Below are 22,490 nucleotides of genomic sequence, written 5' to 3'. Positions count from 1 at the left end.
TCGTTCACTCCCCACCTTGCTTAATTCCACAAACTGGACAAAAAATGGAGCCTTTTGCAATGTGCTCATTACATGATACACACGTAACCTTTTCTACGTTGCTCTCTACAAATAGCATTGGATTTGGTTTTCCGCATGTCCCACAAAACTTATCACCAATTGATAAAGAGCCTCCACACTCACACGTTACTTTCTCTCCTTGTTGTTTTTGCAGTTCAACAATTCGTTTTCGTGCTTGATAAATTAAAACGTCAAATTCTTGAATCGGAGCAACTAATTGCTTTAATACCTCTTCCTTGACCCCAGTATCTCGAATCTGAACATATACCTGTTGGCCAAGCTCTAATAAAATTTCTGTCTTCTTATGAAGCTGCACTTGTATTTCCTTTTTTAATTGCGCAATCTCTTGTGCCACTTGCAACTTTATCTTTCCCTGTTCAATTCCTTCTTGTAGCTTATTCATACCGCTTCCTAATTTCGTCTGCAAATCTGACAAATCAAATCCCCTCCTAAACAAAAAAGTCACGTATTTAACTATATATATTACCATATTTTTCTAGATTGAATACGAGCAAATTCATTTTTTCTGTTTTTGCCTCTTTTTGTTTATAATGGTAGAGGAAATAAATCTTTTGTACGGAGGAAAACTATGCTGCAACATTCAATTACGAAAGATGAAATTATGATGATCGCGAATGAATTTGTTCAAGGACTCGATCCGCAGCAAGTAGCCGATCAAGAGCATGTTGCCACTGCTCGTCATTTATATCGCAGCGGTCTTGTCTACAACGTTGATTTTGATGGCTATACGTTATCAGGTACCGTAGATGCTGAAGGAAATGTGTATAGCGTCCATATTCCAATGCGTAATATCGCGGAAAGCTATTGTGATTGCTTCGCGCCGACGCAGTGCGAGCACATGCTTGCTGTTCTACTGTCTGCTGCTTCTAGCTTCGGACAAGTGGGAGAAGTATTAACATTATTTAAAAATAAAACGAAACCATCACTCCCTCCGATTCGAACAGCACGACAAGTATTACAATCGTCTGCATTTGAAGAAACGGACTTTACAAGTTGGCACGCATATTTTGAATCTGAATATGACGCATTTAAAAAAGAACAAACACGACTCTCGTATAGACAAATGTATTTTCTTATGAGCATCTTTACAGACTTTTACATGAAATTAGAACGAAAAGCGCCGCGTGTCGTTGCTATACATGAATTGTTCAAATTGCATGGCGCACTTTTTTGCTTTCAAAAGCTATTAGAAGAAATTCTTGACTTTGAGACAAACAAAACGTATTCCTATCACCAACCTATTAACGTTGTCCGGCTATTTGTTGATAAAGTTGAATCACTTGTACGTGACTTGAAATCAGAATCGATTCCTGCTGAATGTGAACCAATTTTGCAAGAAACAGCTCGCCAAGTGCATGATATTTTCTTCTCTACCGATTCCTATACACAGGAGAGGTTCTTTATTTACCGGCATATATGGGGAGAGTTGCTAGCAGAAAAATCTTGGATACAAGAAGAAGAAAAACGAATTGATGCGAAGATGAATCCACTTTCGAAAGCACTCGCCTCTTCTCACCTCTTCTTTTTAAAAGAAGAGGATCATTTAGCTATGGTCTTACTCGAAACACAACCGGCTCAAGTTGTCGGTCTTTATTTCGACTGGCTCGAAGATTTACTGAGTACAATGCAATGGGAGCGCGCCAAAAACTGGCTGTCTTTCACATATAAACAAGTGAAAAAGACAATGAATGATCAGGCCGATCCCCTTTTTGTAAAAGATATCGTTCGTTTGTTTGTCATGATGTATGAAACATATGCAACACACACAAATGAACAAGCAGGTCTTGAAATGATTTTGCAAGAACTATTGCCATATAGCTTCACAAACTACGAGCAATATGTACTAGCAAAAAAACAATATCATGCATGGACAGAACTTCATCTCTTGTATGGATTTGAAGCAATTGAATTGCTAAAAGAACCACTGAAAGAAATTGAAAAAGAAGCACCAGAAGCAGCTCTTCCGCTCTATCATCTTGCAACGATGCAAGCAATTGAGGAACGGAATCGCAAGTCATACCGCCGTGCAGTCCGTTACTTAAAGAAATTGCGTATGCTCTATAAACGGCTCAAACGAACAGATGAATGGCACATTTTCATTGTCCAAATCGCTAACTTATATTCACGTCTAAGAGCACTACAGGAAGAACTGCGGAAAGGAAAGTTAATCGATGATCATACAAACTGAAGTAACAATTCGGCTCCAGCACGTAAGTCAAGGTTGGTTCCTTTGGGGAGAAGATGAAACCGGCAATCTCTTACCTGCAAGAGATTGGAAACAACATGCCTTCACATGGCATTCAACTTCCTTCTATGGCACCTTCTTGAAAGAAGCTACATACGAAGGAAGAAGCGGGATTATGCTAACGAGCGTTCAAGCATTTGAATATATCGCCAATAAACCAATGAATTCATTTGCCAGGCTGCAAATGAATGATCCCATTACCGCACTTACGCCAAATGCAAAAGAACTATGGGATGCCTTTGTAACTGGAAGCTTTATACCTGATATGAAGCGCTGGTCCGATTATCCGTCATGGAAAGTTAGCAATGTTTCAATTCAAGATGATACGTTAGCATCCCTTTTCTCTCAGGCAGTTAATGAGAGTATCCTTCAAGATGCTCACTCTAATGATGGCTGGGAAGATGCGAAGCGACTATATGAGCACTATGATTTTACGAAAAGACAGCTTGTAACAGCAATGCATGAAGAAGATTGGCTCCGGAAAATTGGCTACATCGAGGATGATCTTCCCTTCACAATTGGACTTCGTCTCCAAGAACCACACAATGATTTTGAACTGTGGAAACTTGAAACGATTATCACCACAAAACGCGGAGCACACCGGATATACGTCTATAATGACATCGATTCACTACCAAAAAGATGGCATAACTACGAAGAGCGTATTCAAGAAACGCAGGAAGGGTTCGGTAAGCTAGTTCCATGGCTTGAGGAAGATGATCACTTTCGAACTGAGCTATATGAAACAGAAGCATGGAACTTCTTAACAGAGGCGAGTAACGAATTATTAGCAGCCGGCGTTGATATTTTACTACCGTCTTGGTGGCAAAACTTAAAAGCAACGAAACCAAAGTTACGCGTCCAATTGAAGCAAAGTACGAATCAAACACAATCCTTCTTCGGCATGAACACTCTCGTCGATTTCGACTGGCGCGTTTCCACAGATGGCATCGACCTATCAGAGAGTGAGTTTTTCGATCTTGTCGAACAAAACAAACGACTCTTCAATTTAAATGGACAATGGATGAGACTCGACCCTGCCTTTATTGAAGAAGTGAAAAAACTAATGAAACGTGCAGATAAATATGGCCTTGAAATGAAGGATGTTTTGCAGCAGCACTTATCAAACTCTGCCGAAGCAGAAATTGTAGAAGAAGATAATCCATTTACAGACATTGAAATTGAGCTAGATGGCTATTACGAAGAGCTCTTCCAAAAATTATTGCATATCGGAGACATTCCAAAAGTTCCAATACCATCTTCCTTGCAAGCCACACTTCGCCCATACCAAGAACACGGTGTAGAGTGGCTCTTATATTTACGAGAGCTCGGATTTGGAGCGTTGTTAGCGGATGATATGGGTCTTGGAAAAAGTATCCAAACGATTACTTACTTATTATATGTGAAAGAAAGAAGCCTCCAAACAGGTCCGGCACTAATCATAGCACCGACGTCTGTTCTTGGAAATTGGCAGAAGGAATTTGAACGCTTCACGCCGCATTTACAGGTTCAATTACATTATGGAAGCAACCGTTCGAAAGGCGATTCATTTAAGGACTTTCTTCAGAGTACGGATGTCGTATTAACTTCTTATGCATTAGCACAACTTGATGAAGAAGAGTTAAACGCGCAGTGCTGGGATGCGATCATCCTGGATGAGGCGCAAAATATTAAGAACCCGCAAACGAAACAATCGAAAGCGGTTCGTAATTTGCAAGCAAATCACAAAATCGCTTTAACAGGTACGCCGATGGAAAACCGGTTAGCAGAGCTATGGTCTATTTTCGACTTCTTGAACCACGGATATCTTGGTAGCCTAGGACAATTTCAGCGCCGCTTCGTAACACCCATTGAGAAAGATCGTGATGAAGCGAAAATTCAGCAAATACAAAGATTCATCTCACCGTTCTTACTGCGCCGGACAAAACAAGATCAAACAGTCGCATTAAACTTACCGGACAAACAAGAACAAAAAGAATACTGTCCGCTAACAGGTGAGCAAGCATCACTATATGAACAACTCGTACAAGATACACTACAAAACATTGAAGGCTTAACAGGCATTGAAAGACGCGGTTTTATTTTAATGATGCTCAGTAAGCTAAAGCAAATTTGTAATCATCCCGCTCTTTACTTAAAAGAAGAAGCGCCGAAAGATATTGTGCAGCGCTCCATGAAGACGCAAACATTAATGGATCTTATTGAAAATATAAAAGATCAAAATGAAAGCTGCTTAATTTTCACGCAATATATTGGAATGGGGAATATGTTACAAAAAATATTAGAAGAGAAATTCGGTCAGCGTGTTCTCTTCCTAAACGGTAGTGTACCGAAAATAGAACGTGATAAGATGATCGAACAGTTCCAAAATGGAACATATGACATCTTCATCCTCTCATTAAAAGCTGGCGGCACAGGTCTAAATTTAACTGCCGCAAACCACGTCATTCACTATGATCGCTGGTGGAATCCAGCTGTAGAAAATCAAGCGACAGACCGAGCATATCGCATCGGTCAAAAGCGATTTGTACACGTCCATAAACTTATTACAACAGGTACACTTGAAGAAAAAATTGATGAAATGCTAGAACGTAAACAATCGCTGAGTAGCGCTATTATCACAAGTGATAGCTGGATGACAGAACTCTCAACAGACGAGTTGAAGGAATTACTCGGTATATAAAATCCATTTTAATAATGAGATGCTGTGTCGCATATTATCGAGGCGTCGATATATTCACAAAAAAGGAGCTATCCCGAAGGGTTAGCTCCTTTTTCTATGCCAAAACCAATTGCTTATTATAATTCCTGTCAGTCCGCCCGACGTATCTAAAACTGAATCTTGCCACATCGGTGTACGGTCACCTGTAAACGATTGATGAATTTCATCGAATGTTGCATATCCAGCGACAATCAGAAGTGCGAATACGAAGGAACGCATTCTTGAACAACCAGAACGGTGCAATGCATGATACGAAAGCGCACCAAGAATCAAGAATACTGTGAAATGAGCTCCTTTACGAAGGAAAAACTCAACAAAACCACCAACGCCTTTATTTTCAATGCTAACCGGTGTTCCCCCGCCATAGTCAATCGATACACCGGAGAATTTTTCTTCTACAAATTGAGACGGAATATACTTCTCAATATCTGAACGCATATCCTGCTTCTTATACGGCTGTGCTGAAGAATAAAAAATAATCCCCATCCATAGTAAAACGGGAATCCAAACTAACCATTTACGATTCATCTTTTGAAACTCCTCTCTTATTCTTCTAAGCGTACCAAAAAAAATAAAAAATTTCACGCCAAAATATGACCGTTGCCTCCTATATATATGACGAAAAGGGGGTGAAAAAATGGCGATTGAAACGATTGTAACTGACTTAAGCTTGCGCCTTGTCCTAAACGGTGGCACAGACAAAAATGGGAAAACTATTTTGAAAAACAAACAATTTAAACGAGTAAAGCCAAATGCTGATGTAGCACAGGTCCATGAAGTGGGACGTGCCCTTGCTTCATTACAAGGATTAAAGCTTCATGCAGTTCAACTTTTAAGTACATCTGACATCTCAAATCCGTAAAAATTTAGTGACAAGGAGGTAAATGACAATGACAGTACTCGAACTGATTTTCTTAAAAGAGGATGGAAAAACAGTCGTCTTCTCTATCGACAATCCTATTACACCTGTGAATGAACAAACCATAAGCCAAGTGATGGACACAATTCTCTCCTCTGCAATTTTCTTATCACTTAGTGGGAACACTCGTAAAAAAGGGGCACGCCTTGTTGAAAAGACAGTATCAGAAGTAACAGTTGCTCCTTAAACGCAAAAGACGAAGCTGCATCAATTTGCAGCTTCGTCTTTTTTCTTCGGCATCTCAATCGGAATAAAAATATGAGAGAATCCGATTGAAACATATTTATAATTTTCTTTCCCAATTGTAAATTCCGTCTTATACGTCGAGAAGAAAATATAATCGCTTCGCTTTGTATAATGGTTAATCAACACGTCAACTTGTGGCTCTACATATTTCTTTGCTAACTTCTTACCAATTGTGGCAAGTTCACCAACAAGCCCATCTGGGTCTTCTTTTTCAACCTCTGTTAACTTCTTACTAATATCGTTGCGATTCATAAATTGCTTTGCTGCCCATTCTGTATACTCCCCTTTACTCGGGTTGCTATTTGCTAAATATACGAAAAGAAGGACAACAAGTACCATAATTATATACTTCCGTTTCATATTCTATCACCGCCTAACTGTTTCTATTTTCATATATATGTACAAGCGATGCAAATTATATAAACCTAAATTGAAAAAGCGATAGAAACCCTTTCTTCTTAAGGAGGAAAAGAGTGTAGATTCATTTTTGTATGCAAAACAGCTTATATGTCGAAAAATTAAAATGAATTTATATAGAAAGCTTACTATTTACAAAATAAAGTAAACTTTACAAACATTTACAAATATTTAAAATTATTTTTATATTCCATCTATATACTAAAATATGTAAACAAATACTTTTAAGGAGGCTTTTCCTTTGGACGACCTAGTTAGTCATGATACTATCTCTAGTTCTACAATGATACTTGAGCCTTACGCCCATCCTTTTCACCGTACTAAAATAACAGAAAATGACGGAAATATTAAGTTTTCATCTAAAACATCATTACAATTGGTACAGCTATCTTGCCTATTACATAACCATTCTACCTATAAAGGAAGGCGAGATGCGATTCAAGAAAATTATTACTTTAAACAAAATATCCCGATCCCAATTGATCATCGTCATTATATTTGCGCCATTCCAACGAAATCTCCTGCATCTCCAGACTGTATTTGGGTTTTCTATAGTCATATAAACAAAATAGAAATTTATAATAATCGCAAGCAATCCAAACTTCATTTTTATAATGGTACAACCATAATTGTTGCTACTAGTTTTTATCAAATGCAACAACAATTTTTGAAAGCTGGATTTCTCTTGTGCCGCATGAACATGCAAGATTCACAACAATTTCGAGATATTTATAAAGTCATGCGCCTCCTAGACAAACCATTACTTCCTTGCTAGTACAAATTTGTTATAAAAAAATGGAAGACACAGAATATTCCTGCCTTCCATTTTTCTTTTTTTCACTCTCTTATACTGCTGCGCATCTTCCCCAGCGCCTGCCGATATACCCATCTCACTTGATGATATGTCATCTCCATCTCTTCCGCAATTTCATGTATCTTCTTTCCTGCATAAAAACGTTCGTAAATAATATGTTTCTCTTTCTCATCTAACAAACTCATATAATCCTGAGTTTCTGACGACACTTCTGCTCCGCATACATTTTGTAACATTTCCTGTCCGGCGAATGTATGCCGCTTTTGAAATCGATTTTCTTTCTTTAATTTCTCTAGCAAATATCCACGTACTGTTACAAGTGCATAAGCTGAAAAAGTCCCTTTCTCCTCCTCATACTTTTCATATGCCATCCAAAGTCCAATTAAACCGCATTGATAGTACTCTTCATAATCCCGGTACAGATAAAGCTTTTTCATTTGATTTTTAATCATTTTTTCATACAACGTAACTGTTTCTGTAAAAGTAGCCGGTTTCATATTATACCTATTTCTAAAAGGTATACCTCTTTGTTATTCCGCGGTACCTTTACAATATAAGAAGATAAAGAGGATTTCATGGTGAGTTATTTGAAATTCCGCATAGGGAAATTTCAAATATCTGTAGAGGAAATTTGAAATACGAGGCCTAGTATTTCAAATACATACAAAAATAAAAAACGGCTCCTTCTCGAGCCGTTTTCTGCACATATTCTTATCCATTGAAACTTTGCATAAACTTTGCTAATACGATAACAATTAAACTTAAGAACGCTGCTTTAATAATGAAGAGAACAACAACTGGAACCGCAGCTTTTACTTTTCCTAACCCAGCTGTAATTTGTAATCCAATCCAAATTAATACGATATTCCATAAATAAAATATCTCAACTACACTACCAATTGCATACCCTGTAGTACCTTGGTCAAATAATGGTGCTAAGCTTGTATACCCAGTTGCACCACTTCCAAAAATTAAACCTAAAAGAGAATTAATAAGTCCACCAATAACAACAACAATGCTTGAATATACAATAATAGCTAGCAATTTTTTGTAAGGAGTATCATTTCCAAAAAACATCATAAAGATTTTATAGACAGCTGCTACAATAAGAGTTCCAATTATTATCCCAATAAAACCTGAACCGATTGACTTACCAACTAAATATCCGATAGATTCTTCTTGGCCTGTGCCAAATTTCTTCTGAATTTCCATCATCTCAGGCGATGATTGCACCACATATGTAGATAATCCATTTACAAGTGCTTGTAACAACGCAACCAAAAAGAACATACCCCAAACCTTATCAGTCGCTTTCATTCTCTCAAACTGTAAGCCAGGAGATGTGATCATCCCTAGTAAAGATGGTTTTTCTCCACTAACCTTTTGCGAATTAACATTCGGTTCCATTCTAAAAAACCTCCTTGTATTTTTCTCACCCGTTCTAACGGGCGGTTCACTTCCTCTTCCCCAGAGACTGTGAACCGCCCACTAGAATAATATAAAAATCGACTTGCACTCTTGTTCTCTCTTTGGTTTCACTTAGCATGGGGCCAAAAAGGCTCTGACCGCTTCTATCCTCGAGCGGATTCCCTCTCCCACCTAAAAGAAATGGTTTTATATCTTTTTTCTATTTGTATGTGTAGTAGAGGAACGCCCCTCTACTACACTACCAATCTATTCATAACGAAGTGCTTCAATAGGATCTAGTTTCGCTGCTTTATTCGCTGGAATTAATCCGAAAATAATACCGAGCGTCATCGAGAATAACACGCCGCCAACGACAACTTCCCATGAAACGAGCGGTGGCCATTTCGCAAATGTAGAAACAATATATGCACCACCATAACCAAGACCGATTCCGATCAATCCACCAAGAAGCGTTAACATAACGGCTTCAATTAAGAATTGTAGCAAGATTTTACTGCGCGTTGCTCCAAGTGCTTTACGTACCCCAATTTCACGTGTACGTTCTGTTACGGATACGAGCATAATGTTCATAACACCAATACCACCAACGACTAATGAAATACCAGCAATACCACCAATAATCATTGTCATAATGCCCGTCATTTTTGAAATACCTTCTTGAATTTCTTTTAAATTCATCACTTCGTATTTACCAGATGCATCACTTGGCTTACGACTATTTAATACATCAGCAGCTTTTTTACCCGCTTTTTCTAAATCATCCACATTTTTCGCTTGAACAGAAATACTTTGAATCTCATCTTTTCCATATATTGTTGGCCACAATGTAATTGGAATTAAAGCTTCCGATGGCCCCATTCCCATAAACTCATTATTTGATTTATAGACACCGATAATTTGCATCGGTTGTCCTTTCATCTCAATAATTTTTCCGACTGGACTTTCCTTTTTGAAGACCTTTTCTTCCATACTCTTACTGATCATCACGACGTTATTACCTTGCGCAATATCCGATTCTTGTAAGGATCGGCCTTTTAACACTTTCACTTTATTTACTGAGAAGTACTCACTATCTAATCCTGTAATACTCACCATCTCTTTTTTATCTTCAATATCGAGTGGCTCCATACTTGAATTGGTTGTAAGAACATGCGCAATCTCTGGAAGTTTTTTTATTTCAAAAATATCTTCCTCAGTTAACTTTGGTTGTTCCATCATTTCCATACCATACGGATCATTTATATCCGCACTATAGTGAATTGGGATTACGTTATTACCAGCTCCAACGAATTGTGACTTTAACGCTGCTTCTCCGCCCTGCCCAATCGCAACAACAGTAATAATGGAACCAACGCCTATAATAATCCCAAGCATCGTAAGCGCTGAGCGCAGTTTATGAGCTAGAATAGAAGATAGGGCAATTTTTATACTATCTAGTAAACTCATACCGCACACCTTCTATCTTCTGTAATTTTCCCGTCTCTTAACACAATTCGGCGCGAAGAATATGCCGCAACTTCTTCTTCATGCGTAACCATAACAATCGTTGTACCTTCTGCGTTTAACTTTGTGAAAATATCCATAACCTGCTGTCCAGACTTTGTATCAAGAGCACCTGTTGGTTCATCGGCCATAATGAACGTTGGGTCATTTGCGATGGAACGTGCGATGGCTACACGCTGCTTTTGCCCACCTGAAAGTTCGCTTGGCAAGTGATGCACGCGGTCAGACAATCCGACTTTCCCAAGTGCTTCAAGAGCTCTCTGACGGCGCTCCGCTTTCTTCACGCCGCCATATATAAGCGGAAGTTCTACATTTTCTACCGCTGAAAGACGTGGCAATAAGTTAAAATGCTGGAATACAAAGCCTATATATTCATTGCGAATGAGAGCAAGCTTTGACTCGTCTGCTGTTAAGATATTCACATCGTTCAACATATATTCGCCTTCTGTTGGACGATCTAAACAACCGATAATATTCATGAGCGTTGATTTCCCTGAACCAGACGGTCCCATAATGGAAACAAACTCACCACTTTGAATCGTTAAACTAATACCGTGTAAAATCGGTACCGCCAGTTTCCCTTGATAATATGTTTTATGAATATTGTTTAACGTAATCATTTTTCTTTCACTTCCATTCCGTCATATACATTGTCGGAAGGATTTTTAACCACCTTTTGCCCCACTGTTACGCCTTCAAGAACTTCTGTCCAGTCTCCATCAGTAGAACCTTTTTTCACATTTTGTTTACGAAGTTTTCCTTTTTCTTCTACATAAACAAATGGTTCACCATCTTTTTCTACAATGCTCTTACTAGGAACAGCAATCATTTTCTTGTTTTCTAGGTTTACTTGTAGAGATACATGATAGCCCGGAGATAAGCCTTCTTGTCCATCTAAACTAGCTTTATATGTATACTGAGACATGTTTTGTGCTCCCTCACCAGCACCGGCTGCTTGCGCCATTTCTGCACTTGTCGGGAACTCGCTTACCTCTGTAATTTTACCTGTCCATTTCTTCTTACTATTTGCTTTTGCAGTTGCAGTAAATGGTTGATCCTTTTGAATTTGTGATTTTTGAAGTTCTGTTAATGTCCCTTGAATTTGGAATGAATCTTTAGAAGCGATTTGTAAAAATGATTTTCCTTGTCCACCCATTGCTTGCGCTGAACTTTGTGCTGCATCTTTATCTAACTTTTGCACAACACCAGCGAAATTACTATAAATTGTGAGTTCATCTTGTTTTTTCTTTAATTGTTGTGATTGTAATTGACCTTTTTCTTTCTCAAGGTCAATTGTTTTTTGCCCTATTTCTAATTCGCTTACTTGCTCTTCTAACGGATCTGTTACCTCTTTCCCAGCACCGCTATCTTTCGCTTTCTTAATCTGGTTCTTTACTGAATCTATTTTCTTTTTCCCTTGATCATAGCGCATACTTGCCATTTTTTGATCAAGCTCAGCTTGTTTCATTTGTAAATTGATTTCTTCATTATCATAAGAGAATAATTTCGCGCCCTTTTCTACTTCCTGTCCTTCTTTCACCGCAATGTCCTTCACTTTTCCTTTTGTCGGATCTGCGTAGAAGCTCTCAATATTTCCAGGCTTTACTTGTCCGGAAATCAATTTCGTATTATTCAATGTACGTTCTGTTACTTTCTCAAAGCTAACAGCGTCTCCCTGTGCCGCGCCTTTTTTCTTTCCTTGCATGATAAAAATATTGACGGCTGCAACGACGACAATTAATGCAATAACCCCAATGATAATCCATTTCTTCTTTTTGTTTGGAGTACGAACCGTATTTGGTAACATATTCTCGCTCCTTTTATATCTTTATATAGTAGTTCTTCAATTATGTAAAACTTTCAGAAAACGATACCCGCATCTCTTAAATTATTACGCTTTCTTTACAAAGTTTTACACTATCACTTATATTGTAACAAAAATACCAATGTTTAGAAATATGACGTTTTATCTTTTAAGCAAGTTTTAAGAAACTTAAAAGCCACATGAAAAGACTTAAAAAAACCACCTTACATAAGGCGGTTTGGACGTTTCCTCCAAGTACTCCATTTCGCTTGATCCAAATCATGCTCAAATGGAAGAGTTGTCACGTCTTTTCTCATCTCGCGCGGAATATTCTTTTCTACCGTTTGAAACGCTTCATATTCATCAGCTCGCATTGCTCTTTGAACAATGCCTTCTGGGTTATCACCTTGCTTGTCTAACATCCAGCCATTTTCACTATTTAACTGTTTACGAAATTCCTCTTTTGCATCTTCATCTGGAAACATGCTTCCATTCACTTTCAAATAGGTTTCAATTCTCATCGGAAGCCACTCTACTTCATAATCCTCTACTAAACAAATTACAATCCCTATCGGCGTACTACGAACGACAAAATCAAATGTACAATCTCGCTGTGTGACTGTTGCGGAACAGAACAAAAACGTTTCTACTTCTGATACAAAAATTCCCACTTCCCAGCATCTCCTTCATACATATAATTTGTCTTGCTAACTCCTACTGAATTTTAACATTTGTTTTTGAAGATATTGTAAAATGAATGTTAATTTTCTATATATAATGTACTTTCACTCTATCCGTTCACTCATTCTTAATAGATATCACATATAATCTATTAATTTATAACCATAATACTGTATGTACTAGAAATAACATTATGTAATAAGTGCATCAAAAAAGATTACAAGAAAATAATTTTGATACTATTACTATTCCAGTAGTCACATTCACATATAATATCCGTTAAACCAACTATAAAGATACATTGAAATATATAACAGTTTGATAAAGTGAAACTTTAATCAGTGAGGGTTTTCTTCATCCCCCACTGATTATTAGCCCGACCAATCAGGCTTTTACGGGCAGTTTATCTCCCACCTAACTTCTTTTCTTTCACCGAATTTTGAGGTAGGAGTATTACTTACTACCCGTTAATACGGGATAAATCAAGGCTGTAAAGAAAGATATATTATATTTTGCATTGCAATCAAATATTCATACATTCGCCCAAGCTAATTCACGCTTGTCTGAATACTAATATATTAAATCTATTTAAAAGTGAGGTGATAGAATATGCCACCAAAACCACGTACTTGTTGCCCTGCATATAATCAAATACGTGCATTCTATGTGCAAGCAGCAGCAGCAGGGTTTCAGCAGATAAGCTTTGATGTTATCATACCTTTTTCAGGAGCAGCACCTTTAACATATTTTGTAGATAGCATAGATTGGCTCGATAACAAGCATTGCGTTATCATTACTAACTTTCAGTCCCCAGCGCTAGGCGTTTCAGATTCAGCATGGAGTTGTGAAATTCTTAATTTATATTTTGCAGGGAACCTTCAGAGAATAGTTTAAAATCTTTCTTATTTTAGCTAACTATCCCCCTCTTTTGTCATCGAAAAATCCCCTCACCAAGATGGGGAAAATAAAACGAAACTTCCATCATTGAGGGTTTTCTTCATCCCTCAATGATGGAAAGCCTCTACCTATCCTCCTTGCTTTTCTCTAAATCTTAAGGTAAAGGTCTTACTGCTCACAAATAAAAAGTGCATCCGAAAACGAGTGCCTTTTTGATAAACTGTTACTAAGTTTCAAAAACTACACCTTATCTCTTTCATTTTATATAAATCTATACTGATAAGATGTACATAAAAGGAGCTGCCCAAAAGTAGTACTTTTGGACAGCTCCCTTAAATAAACGATTATGCTATTTTGCTCTTAGGACCTTTTCTCTCATGACCAAATTGAACGATAAATAAGAATACCGTAGATAAAATACCGCCTGCTAATAATAGAATGAAACAGCCGTCCCACCCAGAGCGATCAACGATAACACCAATCGCTGCGTTTGCAACTAAGCTTCCTCCTAAATAACCGAACAGGCCGCACATACCAACTGTTGTACCTACTGCAAATTTTGGTACTAATTCCATTGCACTTAAACCAATTAAAAATTGTGGTACATAAATTAAGCAACCAATAATCGAAACTGCAGCACTCACAACAAGTATATTCGATGCTTGCCAGTATACCACCGTTCCAATAACAACACCAACCATGCTAAACACACATAGTGGCATACGTTTCCCTTTGAATAACTTATCACTTAACAAACCTACGATTAATGAACTTGGAATTGCCATTGCTTCAAAAATTGAATATGCTGCATGCGCTTCTGTTTTTGTAAATCCTTTAACCGTTGTTAAATAAATCGGTACCCAGTTAATAACACCGAAACGAATTAAATATACAAATGCATTCGCAATACATAAATACCAAATAAATTTGTTTTTCACTACATATTTCATCAAAATTTCTTTTGGTGACATTTTGTTGGCATTGTCTGCCTTCTCAAGATCTTCATAATCATTGCGATATTCATCAATTGGTGGAAGACCTGCAGATTCTGGTGTATCCTTCGCATTCACCCACATAAGAACTGAAATGACCATTGCAATTATCGCTGGGAAGATAAACACGCCGGCTTGCCAATGACTTTCACCGAAAATACCAACACCAATTCCAACAAGCGGTGGTACAAGCATCGCACCAATATTATGTGAAATATTCCAAAGTCCTGTTTTTGTACCGCGCTCTTTCTTCGAGAACCACTTCGTCATTACGGTACTACAAGGAGGCGCTCCCATTCCTTGGAAAATATTATTGAAAACTAATAACGTTAAAATCATGCCAAATGAAGATGCAAAACCAAAACAAATATTTATAATTGCTGATAAGAATAAACCAACCGCAATAAAACGCTGCGCATACGCTTTATCTGATAAATTTCCCATAAAGAACTTACTTAGTCCATACACAATCGCCGTAACGGAACCTAATAAACCATATTCCGTTGTACTAAAACCATATTCTTTTATTAAATACGTACTAGATAACGTAAAGTTACTACGAACTAAATAATACGCTGCATATCCAACTGAAATTCCGAGCAGCACACGAAGACGTAGTAGTCTGTATACTTTGTCAATCATATTCGCTGGCAAACGCTCAATTACTGGTGCAGGCTTAAGCCAATTAAACATATTATCTCTTCTCCTTTTTTCACTTTTGAAAGAGACGTTGTCTATTCCATATCTCGATTACTCCACTATCTGATACATTTTTGTTCGTTCTTCTAACAGGCTGACCTTCTATTTCTTTCTGATTCTTCGCAAGCATTGTTGGTACGCCAAACGAAACTTTTTCTAAAATATGCCCTGCTTCTTCTGATAAACAATAATCAATAAATAAATCCGCTATAATACCACTCGGTGCATGTTTCAGTTTCGAAATTGCATTGACAGATAACCCCGTTTGCTCAGGCACTTTACTCAAAATCGGAAAGCCTTGTTTTTGAAGCATCCGTTGGTCTCCCATGAAGTTAATACCAATCATATATTCACCGCTTGCCACATACTCAGCAGGCATATAACCATTCACCGTTACCTCTGCAACTTGCTTGGCAAGGCTCCTTACATACCCCTTCGTCTCTTCTTCACCAAATGTATCAATAAGTGATTGGAACAACGTATAAGCTGTTCCTGAAACATTCGGATCAGGCATGACAATCTTTCCGGCATACGCTGGATGTAATAAGTCTTTCCACTTCGTTGGATATGAAAGTCCTAGCGGTGCTATTTCCTTATTCCATCGCTCTTTATTAATCGCGATGGCAAGCTTCTCTACTTCATAACCATACCAAAAGCCATCCTTATCTTTAACGGCTTTTGAAATGCTACTTGCATGCTGGCTTGTAACAGGAATAGATAGATTTTTTTGCTTCATCATTTGATGCGCATCCAATGTACCGCCAATGATAATATCTGCCTTCGGGTTTCCCGCTTCTTCTTCCACTCTTCTAAGCAGCTCTTCTGTAGAAAGACGAATAAATTCATACGTACATCCGCGCGGTTTACAAAACGATGATAAAAGCGCTTCACCAACTTCTTCACGGGCCGCGACATACGCGACAAGATGGCGATCTTTCAAAATTGGAAGACCATTTTTACTATATTTGATAGAGGTAGTATCTCGAGAGCAACTAGACATCGCTCCTCCAATTACTAGCAAAAAGAAGAAAAAGGCTATCTTTCTCATGAAACATTCTCCTTTACAAATAGATTTGCTAGGGAGCCTTTCATATACATCACATTCCCATTATTATCGCCAAGATATTGCACGACAAAGTAAGAAGGATATATAGAAATCGTTAAAATATCCTCACGTTCATTCTTTACATGTTTACCATTTTGATAAGCAGTAATATAAGCGATTGGATCCTTCTGCGATTGCAGCAACTTCTGAATTTCTCCATAGTCCGTAATTTGCTTTGCTTGCCGAATCGAATCAAGTATCGGCGTAAGATTCGTAGTACGCACTACATCACCTTCTCGCAAAACAACTTCCTTTGCTGATGCAAAGAAATCGCTAATACGCTCTGGCGTATAATATAGGCCCAGCAAATATGTTTGAAATGCGGAAATCATCGGATCTGTACCATTCTTCCCATATACATTTGCCTCGTACTGGAACAAGTCACCTACTGCAAAAGTACGCCTATGTCCATTCAAGTACGTTACTTCTCCAGTAAATACTTGTTCGTGGATCTTCGCTTCTGTTTGCTTCATTCGAATCTGGTCAAAGAATGAAACAATTGCATGCAGACGAACTTCATCTGTTACAACTACTTCTCCCCACTTCTCATGTCTTACTTTCACTTTAGTAGGAAGAGATTCACTTGCTCTTTCTAAAACAGCCTGCTTGTCATCTAAGGTTGTAACGTGGTTATACAATTGCTTCTCTATGGCAAAAAACAATACAAAAGCAGCAATCGTGCAAAAGACAAACAAGAGAATTTGAAATGATAGCCTTTTCATTTCTGCCTACCTCCAAGATAAAAAAACGTTGTTTCGAAAATACCGCATAATTGTTTCATAAATGTATCATTTAATCGCTTTCAAATTTTTTATATCTTCCATGCGTCTTGGTAATAAGAACGTGATCATCACCATCGTTCCCATTTCCTCACTACTTTCAATTCGCATGCTTCCGCCTTGCTTCGTCATAATCTCCTGACAAATGAACAAACCGTATCCATTTCCATAACTAGAAGAGAGTACTTTTCCTTCCCGAGAACGATTCCACTCTGCAAGTATCGCTTCATCCATACCAATCCCATCATCATGAATGAAGACTTTCGCTTCCTCTTCATTTTTAGCGACATTCATCCTCAGTTGCGTGGCATCACTATATTTAATCGCATTATCAAACACATTCAAGAAAATCTGCTTCGTCTTATCAAAGTCTGCAACAACATGTGCCTCTGTTAATTCATTTATAACTTCTATCTCGTATTGCTGAAGACGAGGCTTCACGATCGAAATTGCCTCTTCTGCAATTTGCTTTATATCCACAATCGTCGGAGAAACTTCAAACGTACTCGTTCCATACTTCGAAGATTGTAATAACTCCTCAACGAGTGATAATAGACGCTGACTTTCAATCGAAACATAATGAAGACTTTCCTCTATATCTCGCGCAGATTGCAGTTTCGGAATTAAATCTACATATCCAATAATTGCAGTGAGCGGTGTTTTTAGTTCATGTGTAATTCGGTCCAAGAAATCTTTTTGCTTCTCTTTCTCCTCCTTTAACTGCCTCATATGCAGCTCAATCGCATCAGCCATTGCATTGAAAGATGCTGATAACTGGGCAATTTCCACATACTCATTTAGCTCAATCTTACTTTTATAATCCCCATTTGCGAGCCGCTTTGCCATTTGTCTTAACTGATCAATTGGCTTATGAAGAGACTTCGCTAAACGAATCGCAAAGAAAATGCCGCCTGCTACTAAACAAATCGATGTAACAAGAAATGTCCAGCTCACATTCGTTAAAACTTCTTTCTCATCTTGTAATTCATTAATAAAGCGAATTGCCCCTATGACATCGCTTCCATGATAAACCGGACTCGAAAATAAAAGAAGTGGTGCTGGATCATCATTTTCAAACACATATGCCTTCTTTCCTCGTAAGGACTGATCAATATCAATATTCTTATGAAGCAAGGCCCCTTTCTCTGTATCGGCAACGACCTCTCCATTCTTTCCAATCATCTGCACACGAACATCCATCCGCTTCGCTAAATAAGAAGCAATCAAGAGTGAATTCGGCCCTAGTGTCTCCACTTCTGCTTCCTTCTCTAAATAATTCATCGTGTAAATTTGTGCTTCTACACTTAACTTCTCTAAAGAACCTGCTGCATTATGATACATATTCTTTTCCAGTGCAATGTAAATCACCGTATAAAGAAGAAACAAAATCGGAATCAATAATCCTACTATACCAAGTACCATATTTCTTTTTAACGACATCTTATCACCTTTTAACAATCCAACTTATAACCAACGCCATAAATCGTCTTAATATGTTCTCCGCTTGCTCCAAGCTTCTTCCGAAGGCGCTGCACCATAATATCAACTGCTCTCGTATTTCCGCTATACTCAAAGCCCCATACTTTCTCTAATAGCTCATCGCGCATAAACACACGCTGCTTATTAGAAGCAAACAACTGGCATAAATTAAATTCACGGTACGTTAAATCAATTTCTTCTCCATTCACATGCACTTTTCGTTCCTTCGGATAAATGACTAACTCACCGGCCCGAATGACCTTATCATCCTTAGGTACCCCGTGCTTCATTACACGCCGTGCCATATTCTTCACCCGAAGAATCAACTCTGCATAATTGAATGGCTTCGTCACATAATCATCAGCCCCAAGCTGAAGACCAAGCAACTTATCATTCATCTGACTCTTCGCTGTTAACATGAGTACTGGAATATCTCGGTCCTTCTCCCTGAACAACCGAAGCAGCTCATAACCATCCGTATCCGGAAGCATCACATCTAAAATCAATACATTCGGCTCTTCATCCCACCTTTGCAGCGCCTCTTTTCCATCAGCGGCCGTAAGCACTTCATATCCTTCCATCTCTAGCTGCATCCGAATTAAATTCCGAATGCTCGACTCATCATCGACTACAAGTATTTTCATGGTTCCCCTCCTTTCGCAGTACATTTTAGTATAGCAAATATCCCATACAAAAAAAGAGTGCACTATCGAACATATGTTGAACGACAATACACTCTCTTTTATAAATCACTCTTACTTCGTATATCCATGCGGCTTACTTTGATGCCAATCCCACGCATGTTCAATGATTGTTTTCACATCTGTATATTGCGGGCTCCAGCCTAATTTTTCTTTTGCTTTTTGAGACGATGCAACAAGGCGCGCTGGGTCTCCAGCTCTTCTTGGCGCAACTTCTGCTGGGATTTCATGATTTGTTACTTCGCGAACTGCTTCAACAATTTCTTTTACACTAAATCCGTTACCGTTTCCTAAGTTATAAAAGTCACTGTCTCCGCCATTTTGTAAATCTTTCAGTCCAAGGAAATGAGCCGCTACTAAATCATCAACATGGATATAGTCACGAATACATGTACCGTCTGGTGTATTGTAATCATCACCAAACATCATGATTTTCTCACGTTGTCCTAAAGCCACTTGCAGTACAAGGGGAATTAAATGCGTCTCGGGACGATGATCTTCACCAATAATACCGCTTGGCGTTGCACCAGCTACATTAAAGTATCTGAAGATCTTATATTTTAAATTAGAAGCTTGGCTATACCAATGCAACATTTTTTCAATCGCTAATTTTGTTTCTCCATATGTGTTCGTAGGATTTGTTGGTGTTTCTTCTGAAATTAACTCAACATCTACATCTCCATATGTCGCGGCAGTTGATGAGAAAATAAATTTATCAATTTTAAACTCATCCATCACCTCTAGTAAGCATAGCGCACCGTATACGTTGTTATTATAGTATTGAAGCGGTTTTTCCATACTTACACCAACTAAAGAATCCGCTGCAAAATGCATGACTGCGTCAATTGTTTCTTGCTTAAAAACGTCTCTTAAGAAACTTTTATCGCGAAGATCACCTTTATAAAATTTCACGCCTTCTGCAATAGCATCTTCATGACCTGTTTGTAAATTATCAACTACAATTACAGATTGTCCTTCATCAACTAACTTTTTTACAGCATGAGAGCCAATATAACCAGCTCCGCCGCACACTAAAATAGAACCCATGTTCTCCACACCCAACTTTTAATGAATTATTTTACCCTGCTATCTGCGGACAGAAAAACCTCTACATCAAAGAAGATAGGTAGAGGAGCACTGCCTGATCGATAAGAACCTTCCATCATTTTGGGGATAAAGCGCCCCACTGATGGAAGGTTCACTTTATAGTACTTTTTAACCTATAAAATATAGCTTATCTTCTTTTATTTTATAGGGCAAGTTAAATTCCAATTATTTCATAAAACCATCAACAATGATTATTTCGCTAAAACAGCTAGTTTTTCTTCTACTTTCTTCAAGTCCAGGGCAGAATCAATCTCAAAACTATCATTGCTACCAATTTTGTACAAATGAACATTTAAATTTTGAATGTTATCTTTTACAATATTATCCCAGTACAGTTCACTGAAATCTTCTTGATTTACTACTTCTTCTAGTTTCTTCACAATATGGATGCCATCTTCTTTTGACCAGTATGAAATACCACATAAGATGTAGTCATCGTTACCATCACCAATTTCAATATCATATACTTTACGATTTTCGTCATGCTTAATGATCCATTCATTACGGAAATCTTCCTTCTTCGCACTAAAGTATAGGGATGACTCTGGGTTCTCTATAAAAATATTACGGTGTAAATAAACATCCGCATCCATTACATATGCATCTTGTAAATATTCACGAACTAAATACATCGTATAAATGTTGTTGTACACATTATATTTGTCATTGTGCACAAGCTTCACATTATACTTCTCAACAAGATAATCAAATTTCTCTGCTAAATAGCCTGTTACGACAATAATTTCTTCTACACCAATTTCCTGTAAATATTCAATTTGCCGCTCTAGCATCGGCTTGCCATTTACTTCTACTAATGATTTTGGAGTCGTTAACGTTAATGGACGTAAACGAGTTCCCATACCCGCCGCTAATAAAATCGCTCTCATGTTACTTCACCTCTATATTTTTTCGCTTTTGTAAATTCAGTTATATCTGCAACTGTTAATATAGCTCCTATAAGGATCGCAATACAACAAATAATTAACTTCCATGAAAACGGTGATCCTAATGCTAACATAGAAATGACAACCGCCCATGCAGAATACGTAATGTTAAGCGCCATCGCTTTTGTCGGTCCAATTTCATGAATTGCCTTATAGTAAAACACATAGGAAGCTGTTCCAACTAATGCAACCACAATGATTAAAATAAACTCGCTGCTCATCACAACTTCTTTTGTTAAGAAATGCCCTCCAACTGAAGGTAAAATAACAAGTCCATATGTGACTGCTGAAACAAGCTGACGAATTTGAAGTGCCTCTTCTGGAGATACTTCTTCATCTTTCATACCGTATGCACAGATAACACATTCTAAGCCCCAGCCAACGATACAAATAAGGACAAAAATAAATCCTAACATATAGTTTTCCGTTGCAAATCCATCGCCTGTAAATCCAAGTACGATAATAAATGCAATACTAATGATAAGTCCAAGCCAATTCCATGAACGAAGACGGTCTTTCAAAAACACAAATGCAAAAAATGCACCCACTGCTGGATATACAGCTGAAATCGCTGCTGTATAAGAAGCCCCGATATACTTTACAGCTAATACATAAAACGTCATCCCAATTGGTCCACCCATAAGTGCTCCTAACATAACGAACCGTCCACTTCTCGTTTTCAGCTTAGAAAGGGCCGTTTTGAGTTGACCCTTTATCGCCATATAGATCATCATCCATAATGTGGACATAAAGTCGTGTAAAAACGTACTAACTAGAGGAGCAAGAAACACAACTTGTTCTGTTGCTAACATCAGTTGTGAAGATAAAATAATCCCAATCAATACCGTATCTACAGCCCAAGCAAAACCAGAAAATATTCCATAAAATATGCCTTTACTTTGCACTTTTCTCATCGTTATATCCCCC

Annotated in this window: 23 protein-coding genes; 6 read left to right on the top strand and 17 right to left on the bottom strand. The window is 37.9% G+C overall.

Features of this window, described 5'->3' with window-relative positions; translation table 11 throughout:
• Positions 1 to 4: 4 nt before the first annotated feature.
• Positions 5 to 496, bottom strand: coding sequence for a zinc ribbon domain-containing protein (locus MHH71_RS17490; protein ID WP_033799328.1), 492 nt, complete (start codon positions 494 to 496; stop codon positions 5 to 7).
• 153 nt (positions 497 to 649) lie between these two features.
• Between MHH71_RS17490 and MHH71_RS17485 the strand changes: the two genes are divergently transcribed.
• On the top strand, positions 650 to 2,269 hold the full coding sequence (locus MHH71_RS17485; RefSeq protein WP_006096931.1) for an SWIM zinc finger family protein: 1,620 nt from the start codon (positions 650 to 652) through the stop codon (positions 2,267 to 2,269).
• On the top strand, positions 2,253 to 5,009 hold the full coding sequence (locus MHH71_RS17480; RefSeq protein ID WP_033799327.1) for a DEAD/DEAH box helicase: 2,757 nt from the start codon (positions 2,253 to 2,255) through the stop codon (positions 5,007 to 5,009). The genes MHH71_RS17485 and MHH71_RS17480 overlap by 17 nt, the downstream gene beginning before the upstream one ends.
• A gap of 81 nt (positions 5,010 to 5,090) precedes the next feature.
• On the opposite strand, the gene MHH71_RS17475 is transcribed toward MHH71_RS17480, so the two are convergent.
• A complete protein-coding gene (locus MHH71_RS17475; RefSeq protein WP_033799326.1) occupies positions 5,091 to 5,576 on the bottom strand; it encodes a VanZ family protein in 486 nt (161 codons plus the stop codon).
• A gap of 109 nt (positions 5,577 to 5,685) precedes the next feature.
• Between MHH71_RS17475 and MHH71_RS17470 the strand changes: the two genes are divergently transcribed.
• Entirely contained in the window at positions 5,686 to 5,910 is a 225-nt protein-coding gene (locus MHH71_RS17470; RefSeq protein WP_003203136.1) for a DUF1659 domain-containing protein, read from the top strand.
• Positions 5,911 to 5,938: 28 nt separating this feature from the next.
• Positions 5,939 to 6,154: a DUF2922 domain-containing protein gene (locus MHH71_RS17465; protein WP_003203134.1), complete on the top strand. Its 216-nt coding sequence runs from the start codon at positions 5,939 to 5,941 to the stop codon at positions 6,152 to 6,154.
• A gap of 20 nt (positions 6,155 to 6,174) precedes the next feature.
• Here the strand turns inward: MHH71_RS17465 and MHH71_RS17460 are convergent, their stop codons facing one another.
• Entirely contained in the window at positions 6,175 to 6,573 is a 399-nt protein-coding gene (locus tag MHH71_RS17460; RefSeq protein ID WP_033799325.1) for a DUF4359 domain-containing protein, read from the bottom strand.
• Between the two features lie 340 nt (positions 6,574 to 6,913).
• Here MHH71_RS17460 and MHH71_RS17455 point away from each other — a divergent pair, with 340 nt between their 5' ends.
• Complete coding sequence (locus tag MHH71_RS17455; protein WP_003209016.1) at positions 6,914 to 7,405, top strand: competence protein ComK; 492 nt, start codon at positions 6,914 to 6,916, stop codon at positions 7,403 to 7,405.
• Between the two features lie 62 nt (positions 7,406 to 7,467).
• Here MHH71_RS17455 and MHH71_RS17450 read toward each other — a convergent pair whose 3' ends face one another.
• From MHH71_RS17450 to MHH71_RS17425, 6 genes are all read right to left on the bottom strand, one after another.
• Complete coding sequence (locus MHH71_RS17450) at positions 7,468 to 7,941, bottom strand: sigma-70 family RNA polymerase sigma factor (RefSeq protein WP_006096926.1); 474 nt, start codon at positions 7,939 to 7,941, stop codon at positions 7,468 to 7,470.
• Positions 7,942 to 8,155: 214 nt separating this feature from the next.
• A complete protein-coding gene (locus tag MHH71_RS17445; RefSeq protein WP_006096925.1) occupies positions 8,156 to 8,851 on the bottom strand; it encodes a Yip1 family protein in 696 nt (231 codons plus the stop codon).
• Between the two features lie 267 nt (positions 8,852 to 9,118).
• Positions 9,119 to 10,318, bottom strand: a complete 1,200-nt coding sequence (locus MHH71_RS17440; RefSeq protein ID WP_018765168.1) for an ABC transporter permease — start codon at positions 10,316 to 10,318, stop codon at positions 9,119 to 9,121.
• A complete protein-coding gene (locus tag MHH71_RS17435; RefSeq protein WP_033799324.1) occupies positions 10,315 to 10,995 on the bottom strand; it encodes an ABC transporter ATP-binding protein in 681 nt (226 codons plus the stop codon). Before MHH71_RS17435 ends, MHH71_RS17440 begins: the two co-directional genes overlap by 4 nt.
• On the bottom strand, positions 10,992 to 12,182 hold the full coding sequence (locus MHH71_RS17430) for an efflux RND transporter periplasmic adaptor subunit (protein WP_003202236.1): 1,191 nt from the start codon (positions 12,180 to 12,182) through the stop codon (positions 10,992 to 10,994). The genes MHH71_RS17435 and MHH71_RS17430 overlap by 4 nt, the downstream gene beginning before the upstream one ends.
• Before the next feature lie 221 nt (positions 12,183 to 12,403).
• On the bottom strand, positions 12,404 to 12,850 hold the full coding sequence (locus MHH71_RS17425) for a hypothetical protein (protein ID WP_006096583.1): 447 nt from the start codon (positions 12,848 to 12,850) through the stop codon (positions 12,404 to 12,406).
• A gap of 619 nt (positions 12,851 to 13,469) precedes the next feature.
• Here MHH71_RS17425 and MHH71_RS17420 point away from each other — a divergent pair.
• Positions 13,470 to 13,754: a hypothetical protein gene (locus tag MHH71_RS17420; RefSeq protein WP_033799238.1), complete on the top strand. Its 285-nt coding sequence runs from the start codon at positions 13,470 to 13,472 to the stop codon at positions 13,752 to 13,754.
• A gap of 347 nt (positions 13,755 to 14,101) precedes the next feature.
• Here MHH71_RS17420 and MHH71_RS17415 read toward each other — a convergent pair whose 3' ends face one another.
• The 8 genes from MHH71_RS17415 to MHH71_RS17380 all read right to left on the bottom strand — a co-directional run bounded on the left by MHH71_RS17415 (position 14,102) and on the right by MHH71_RS17380 (position 22,477).
• Positions 14,102 to 15,442: an MFS transporter gene (locus MHH71_RS17415; RefSeq protein ID WP_006096585.1), complete on the bottom strand. Its 1,341-nt coding sequence runs from the start codon at positions 15,440 to 15,442 to the stop codon at positions 14,102 to 14,104.
• Positions 15,443 to 15,461: 19 nt separating this feature from the next.
• Positions 15,462 to 16,496 (bottom strand): ABC transporter substrate-binding protein, encoded by a 1,035-nt coding sequence (locus tag MHH71_RS17410; RefSeq protein WP_033799239.1) that lies wholly within the window; start codon positions 16,494 to 16,496, stop codon positions 15,462 to 15,464.
• Positions 16,493 to 17,275 (bottom strand): DUF3919 family protein, encoded by a 783-nt coding sequence (locus MHH71_RS17405; RefSeq protein ID WP_006096587.1) that lies wholly within the window; start codon positions 17,273 to 17,275, stop codon positions 16,493 to 16,495. Before MHH71_RS17405 ends, MHH71_RS17410 begins: the two co-directional genes overlap by 4 nt.
• Before the next feature lie 66 nt (positions 17,276 to 17,341).
• A complete protein-coding gene (locus MHH71_RS17400) occupies positions 17,342 to 18,772 on the bottom strand; it encodes a HAMP domain-containing sensor histidine kinase (protein WP_006096588.1) in 1,431 nt (476 codons plus the stop codon).
• 11 nt (positions 18,773 to 18,783) lie between these two features.
• Positions 18,784 to 19,455, bottom strand: coding sequence for a response regulator transcription factor (locus MHH71_RS17395; RefSeq protein WP_003202224.1), 672 nt, complete (start codon positions 19,453 to 19,455; stop codon positions 18,784 to 18,786).
• A 111-nt stretch (positions 19,456 to 19,566) separates the two neighbouring features.
• The gene (gene galE / locus MHH71_RS17390) at positions 19,567 to 20,559 is read right to left on the bottom strand and encodes a UDP-glucose 4-epimerase GalE (RefSeq protein ID WP_006096589.1); all 993 of its coding nucleotides are present in this window, start codon (positions 20,557 to 20,559) and stop codon (positions 19,567 to 19,569) included.
• Positions 20,560 to 20,810: 251 nt separating this feature from the next.
• A complete protein-coding gene (locus MHH71_RS17385; protein WP_033799240.1) occupies positions 20,811 to 21,506 on the bottom strand; it encodes a CTP--phosphocholine cytidylyltransferase in 696 nt (231 codons plus the stop codon).
• On the bottom strand, positions 21,503 to 22,477 hold the full coding sequence (locus tag MHH71_RS17380; RefSeq protein WP_033799241.1) for a DMT family transporter: 975 nt from the start codon (positions 22,475 to 22,477) through the stop codon (positions 21,503 to 21,505). The genes MHH71_RS17385 and MHH71_RS17380 overlap by 4 nt, the downstream gene beginning before the upstream one ends.
• Positions 22,478 to 22,490: the final 13 nt, after the last annotated feature.

Source organism: Bacillus sp. FSL H8-0534 (assembly GCF_038005885.1).
Lineage (GTDB): Bacteria > Bacillota > Bacilli > Bacillales > Bacillaceae_G > Bacillus_A > Bacillus_A pseudomycoides.
This window is presented reverse-complemented; position numbering and strand designations above follow the sequence as displayed.

What these genes read in the sequence shown, in the direction of transcription:
- MHH71_RS17475 (WP_033799326.1), bottom strand. Translation starts at nt 5,576, where the DNA reads ATGAATCGTAAATGGTTAGTTTGGATTCCCGTTTTACTATGGATGGGG.
- MHH71_RS17405 (WP_006096587.1), bottom strand. Translation starts at nt 17,275, where the DNA reads ATGAAAAGGCTATCATTTCAAATTCTCTTGTTTGTCTTTTGCACGATT.
- MHH71_RS17385 (WP_033799240.1), bottom strand. Translation starts at nt 21,506, where the DNA reads ATGAGAGCGATTTTATTAGCGGCGGGTATGGGAACTCGTTTACGTCCA.
- MHH71_RS17430 (WP_003202236.1), bottom strand. Translation starts at nt 12,182, where the DNA reads ATGTTACCAAATACGGTTCGTACTCCAAACAAAAAGAAGAAATGGATT.
- MHH71_RS17420 (WP_033799238.1), top strand. Translation starts at nt 13,470, where the DNA reads ATGCCACCAAAACCACGTACTTGTTGCCCTGCATATAATCAAATACGT.
- MHH71_RS17410 (WP_033799239.1), bottom strand. Translation starts at nt 16,496, where the DNA reads ATGAGAAAGATAGCCTTTTTCTTCTTTTTGCTAGTAATTGGAGGAGCG.
- galE (WP_006096589.1), bottom strand. Translation starts at nt 20,559, where the DNA reads ATGGGTTCTATTTTAGTGTGCGGCGGAGCTGGTTATATTGGCTCTCAT.
- MHH71_RS17440 (WP_018765168.1), bottom strand. Translation starts at nt 10,318, where the DNA reads ATGAGTTTACTAGATAGTATAAAAATTGCCCTATCTTCTATTCTAGCT.
- MHH71_RS17380 (WP_033799241.1), bottom strand. Translation starts at nt 22,477, where the DNA reads ATGAGAAAAGTGCAAAGTAAAGGCATATTTTATGGAATATTTTCTGGT.
- MHH71_RS17480 (WP_033799327.1), top strand. Translation starts at nt 2,253, where the DNA reads ATGATCATACAAACTGAAGTAACAATTCGGCTCCAGCACGTAAGTCAA.
- MHH71_RS17460 (WP_033799325.1), bottom strand. Translation starts at nt 6,573, where the DNA reads ATGAAACGGAAGTATATAATTATGGTACTTGTTGTCCTTCTTTTCGTA.
- MHH71_RS17435 (WP_033799324.1), bottom strand. Translation starts at nt 10,995, where the DNA reads ATGATTACGTTAAACAATATTCATAAAACATATTATCAAGGGAAACTG.
- MHH71_RS17445 (WP_006096925.1), bottom strand. Translation starts at nt 8,851, where the DNA reads ATGGAACCGAATGTTAATTCGCAAAAGGTTAGTGGAGAAAAACCATCT.
- MHH71_RS17465 (WP_003203134.1), top strand. Translation starts at nt 5,939, where the DNA reads ATGACAGTACTCGAACTGATTTTCTTAAAAGAGGATGGAAAAACAGTC.
- MHH71_RS17450 (WP_006096926.1), bottom strand. Translation starts at nt 7,941, where the DNA reads ATGAAACCGGCTACTTTTACAGAAACAGTTACGTTGTATGAAAAAATG.
- MHH71_RS17485 (WP_006096931.1), top strand. Translation starts at nt 650, where the DNA reads ATGCTGCAACATTCAATTACGAAAGATGAAATTATGATGATCGCGAAT.
- MHH71_RS17415 (WP_006096585.1), bottom strand. Translation starts at nt 15,442, where the DNA reads ATGTTTAATTGGCTTAAGCCTGCACCAGTAATTGAGCGTTTGCCAGCG.
- MHH71_RS17470 (WP_003203136.1), top strand. Translation starts at nt 5,686, where the DNA reads ATGGCGATTGAAACGATTGTAACTGACTTAAGCTTGCGCCTTGTCCTA.
- MHH71_RS17395 (WP_003202224.1), bottom strand. Translation starts at nt 19,455, where the DNA reads ATGAAAATACTTGTAGTCGATGATGAGTCGAGCATTCGGAATTTAATT.
- MHH71_RS17455 (WP_003209016.1), top strand. Translation starts at nt 6,914, where the DNA reads ATGATACTTGAGCCTTACGCCCATCCTTTTCACCGTACTAAAATAACA.
- MHH71_RS17400 (WP_006096588.1), bottom strand. Translation starts at nt 18,772, where the DNA reads ATGTCGTTAAAAAGAAATATGGTACTTGGTATAGTAGGATTATTGATT.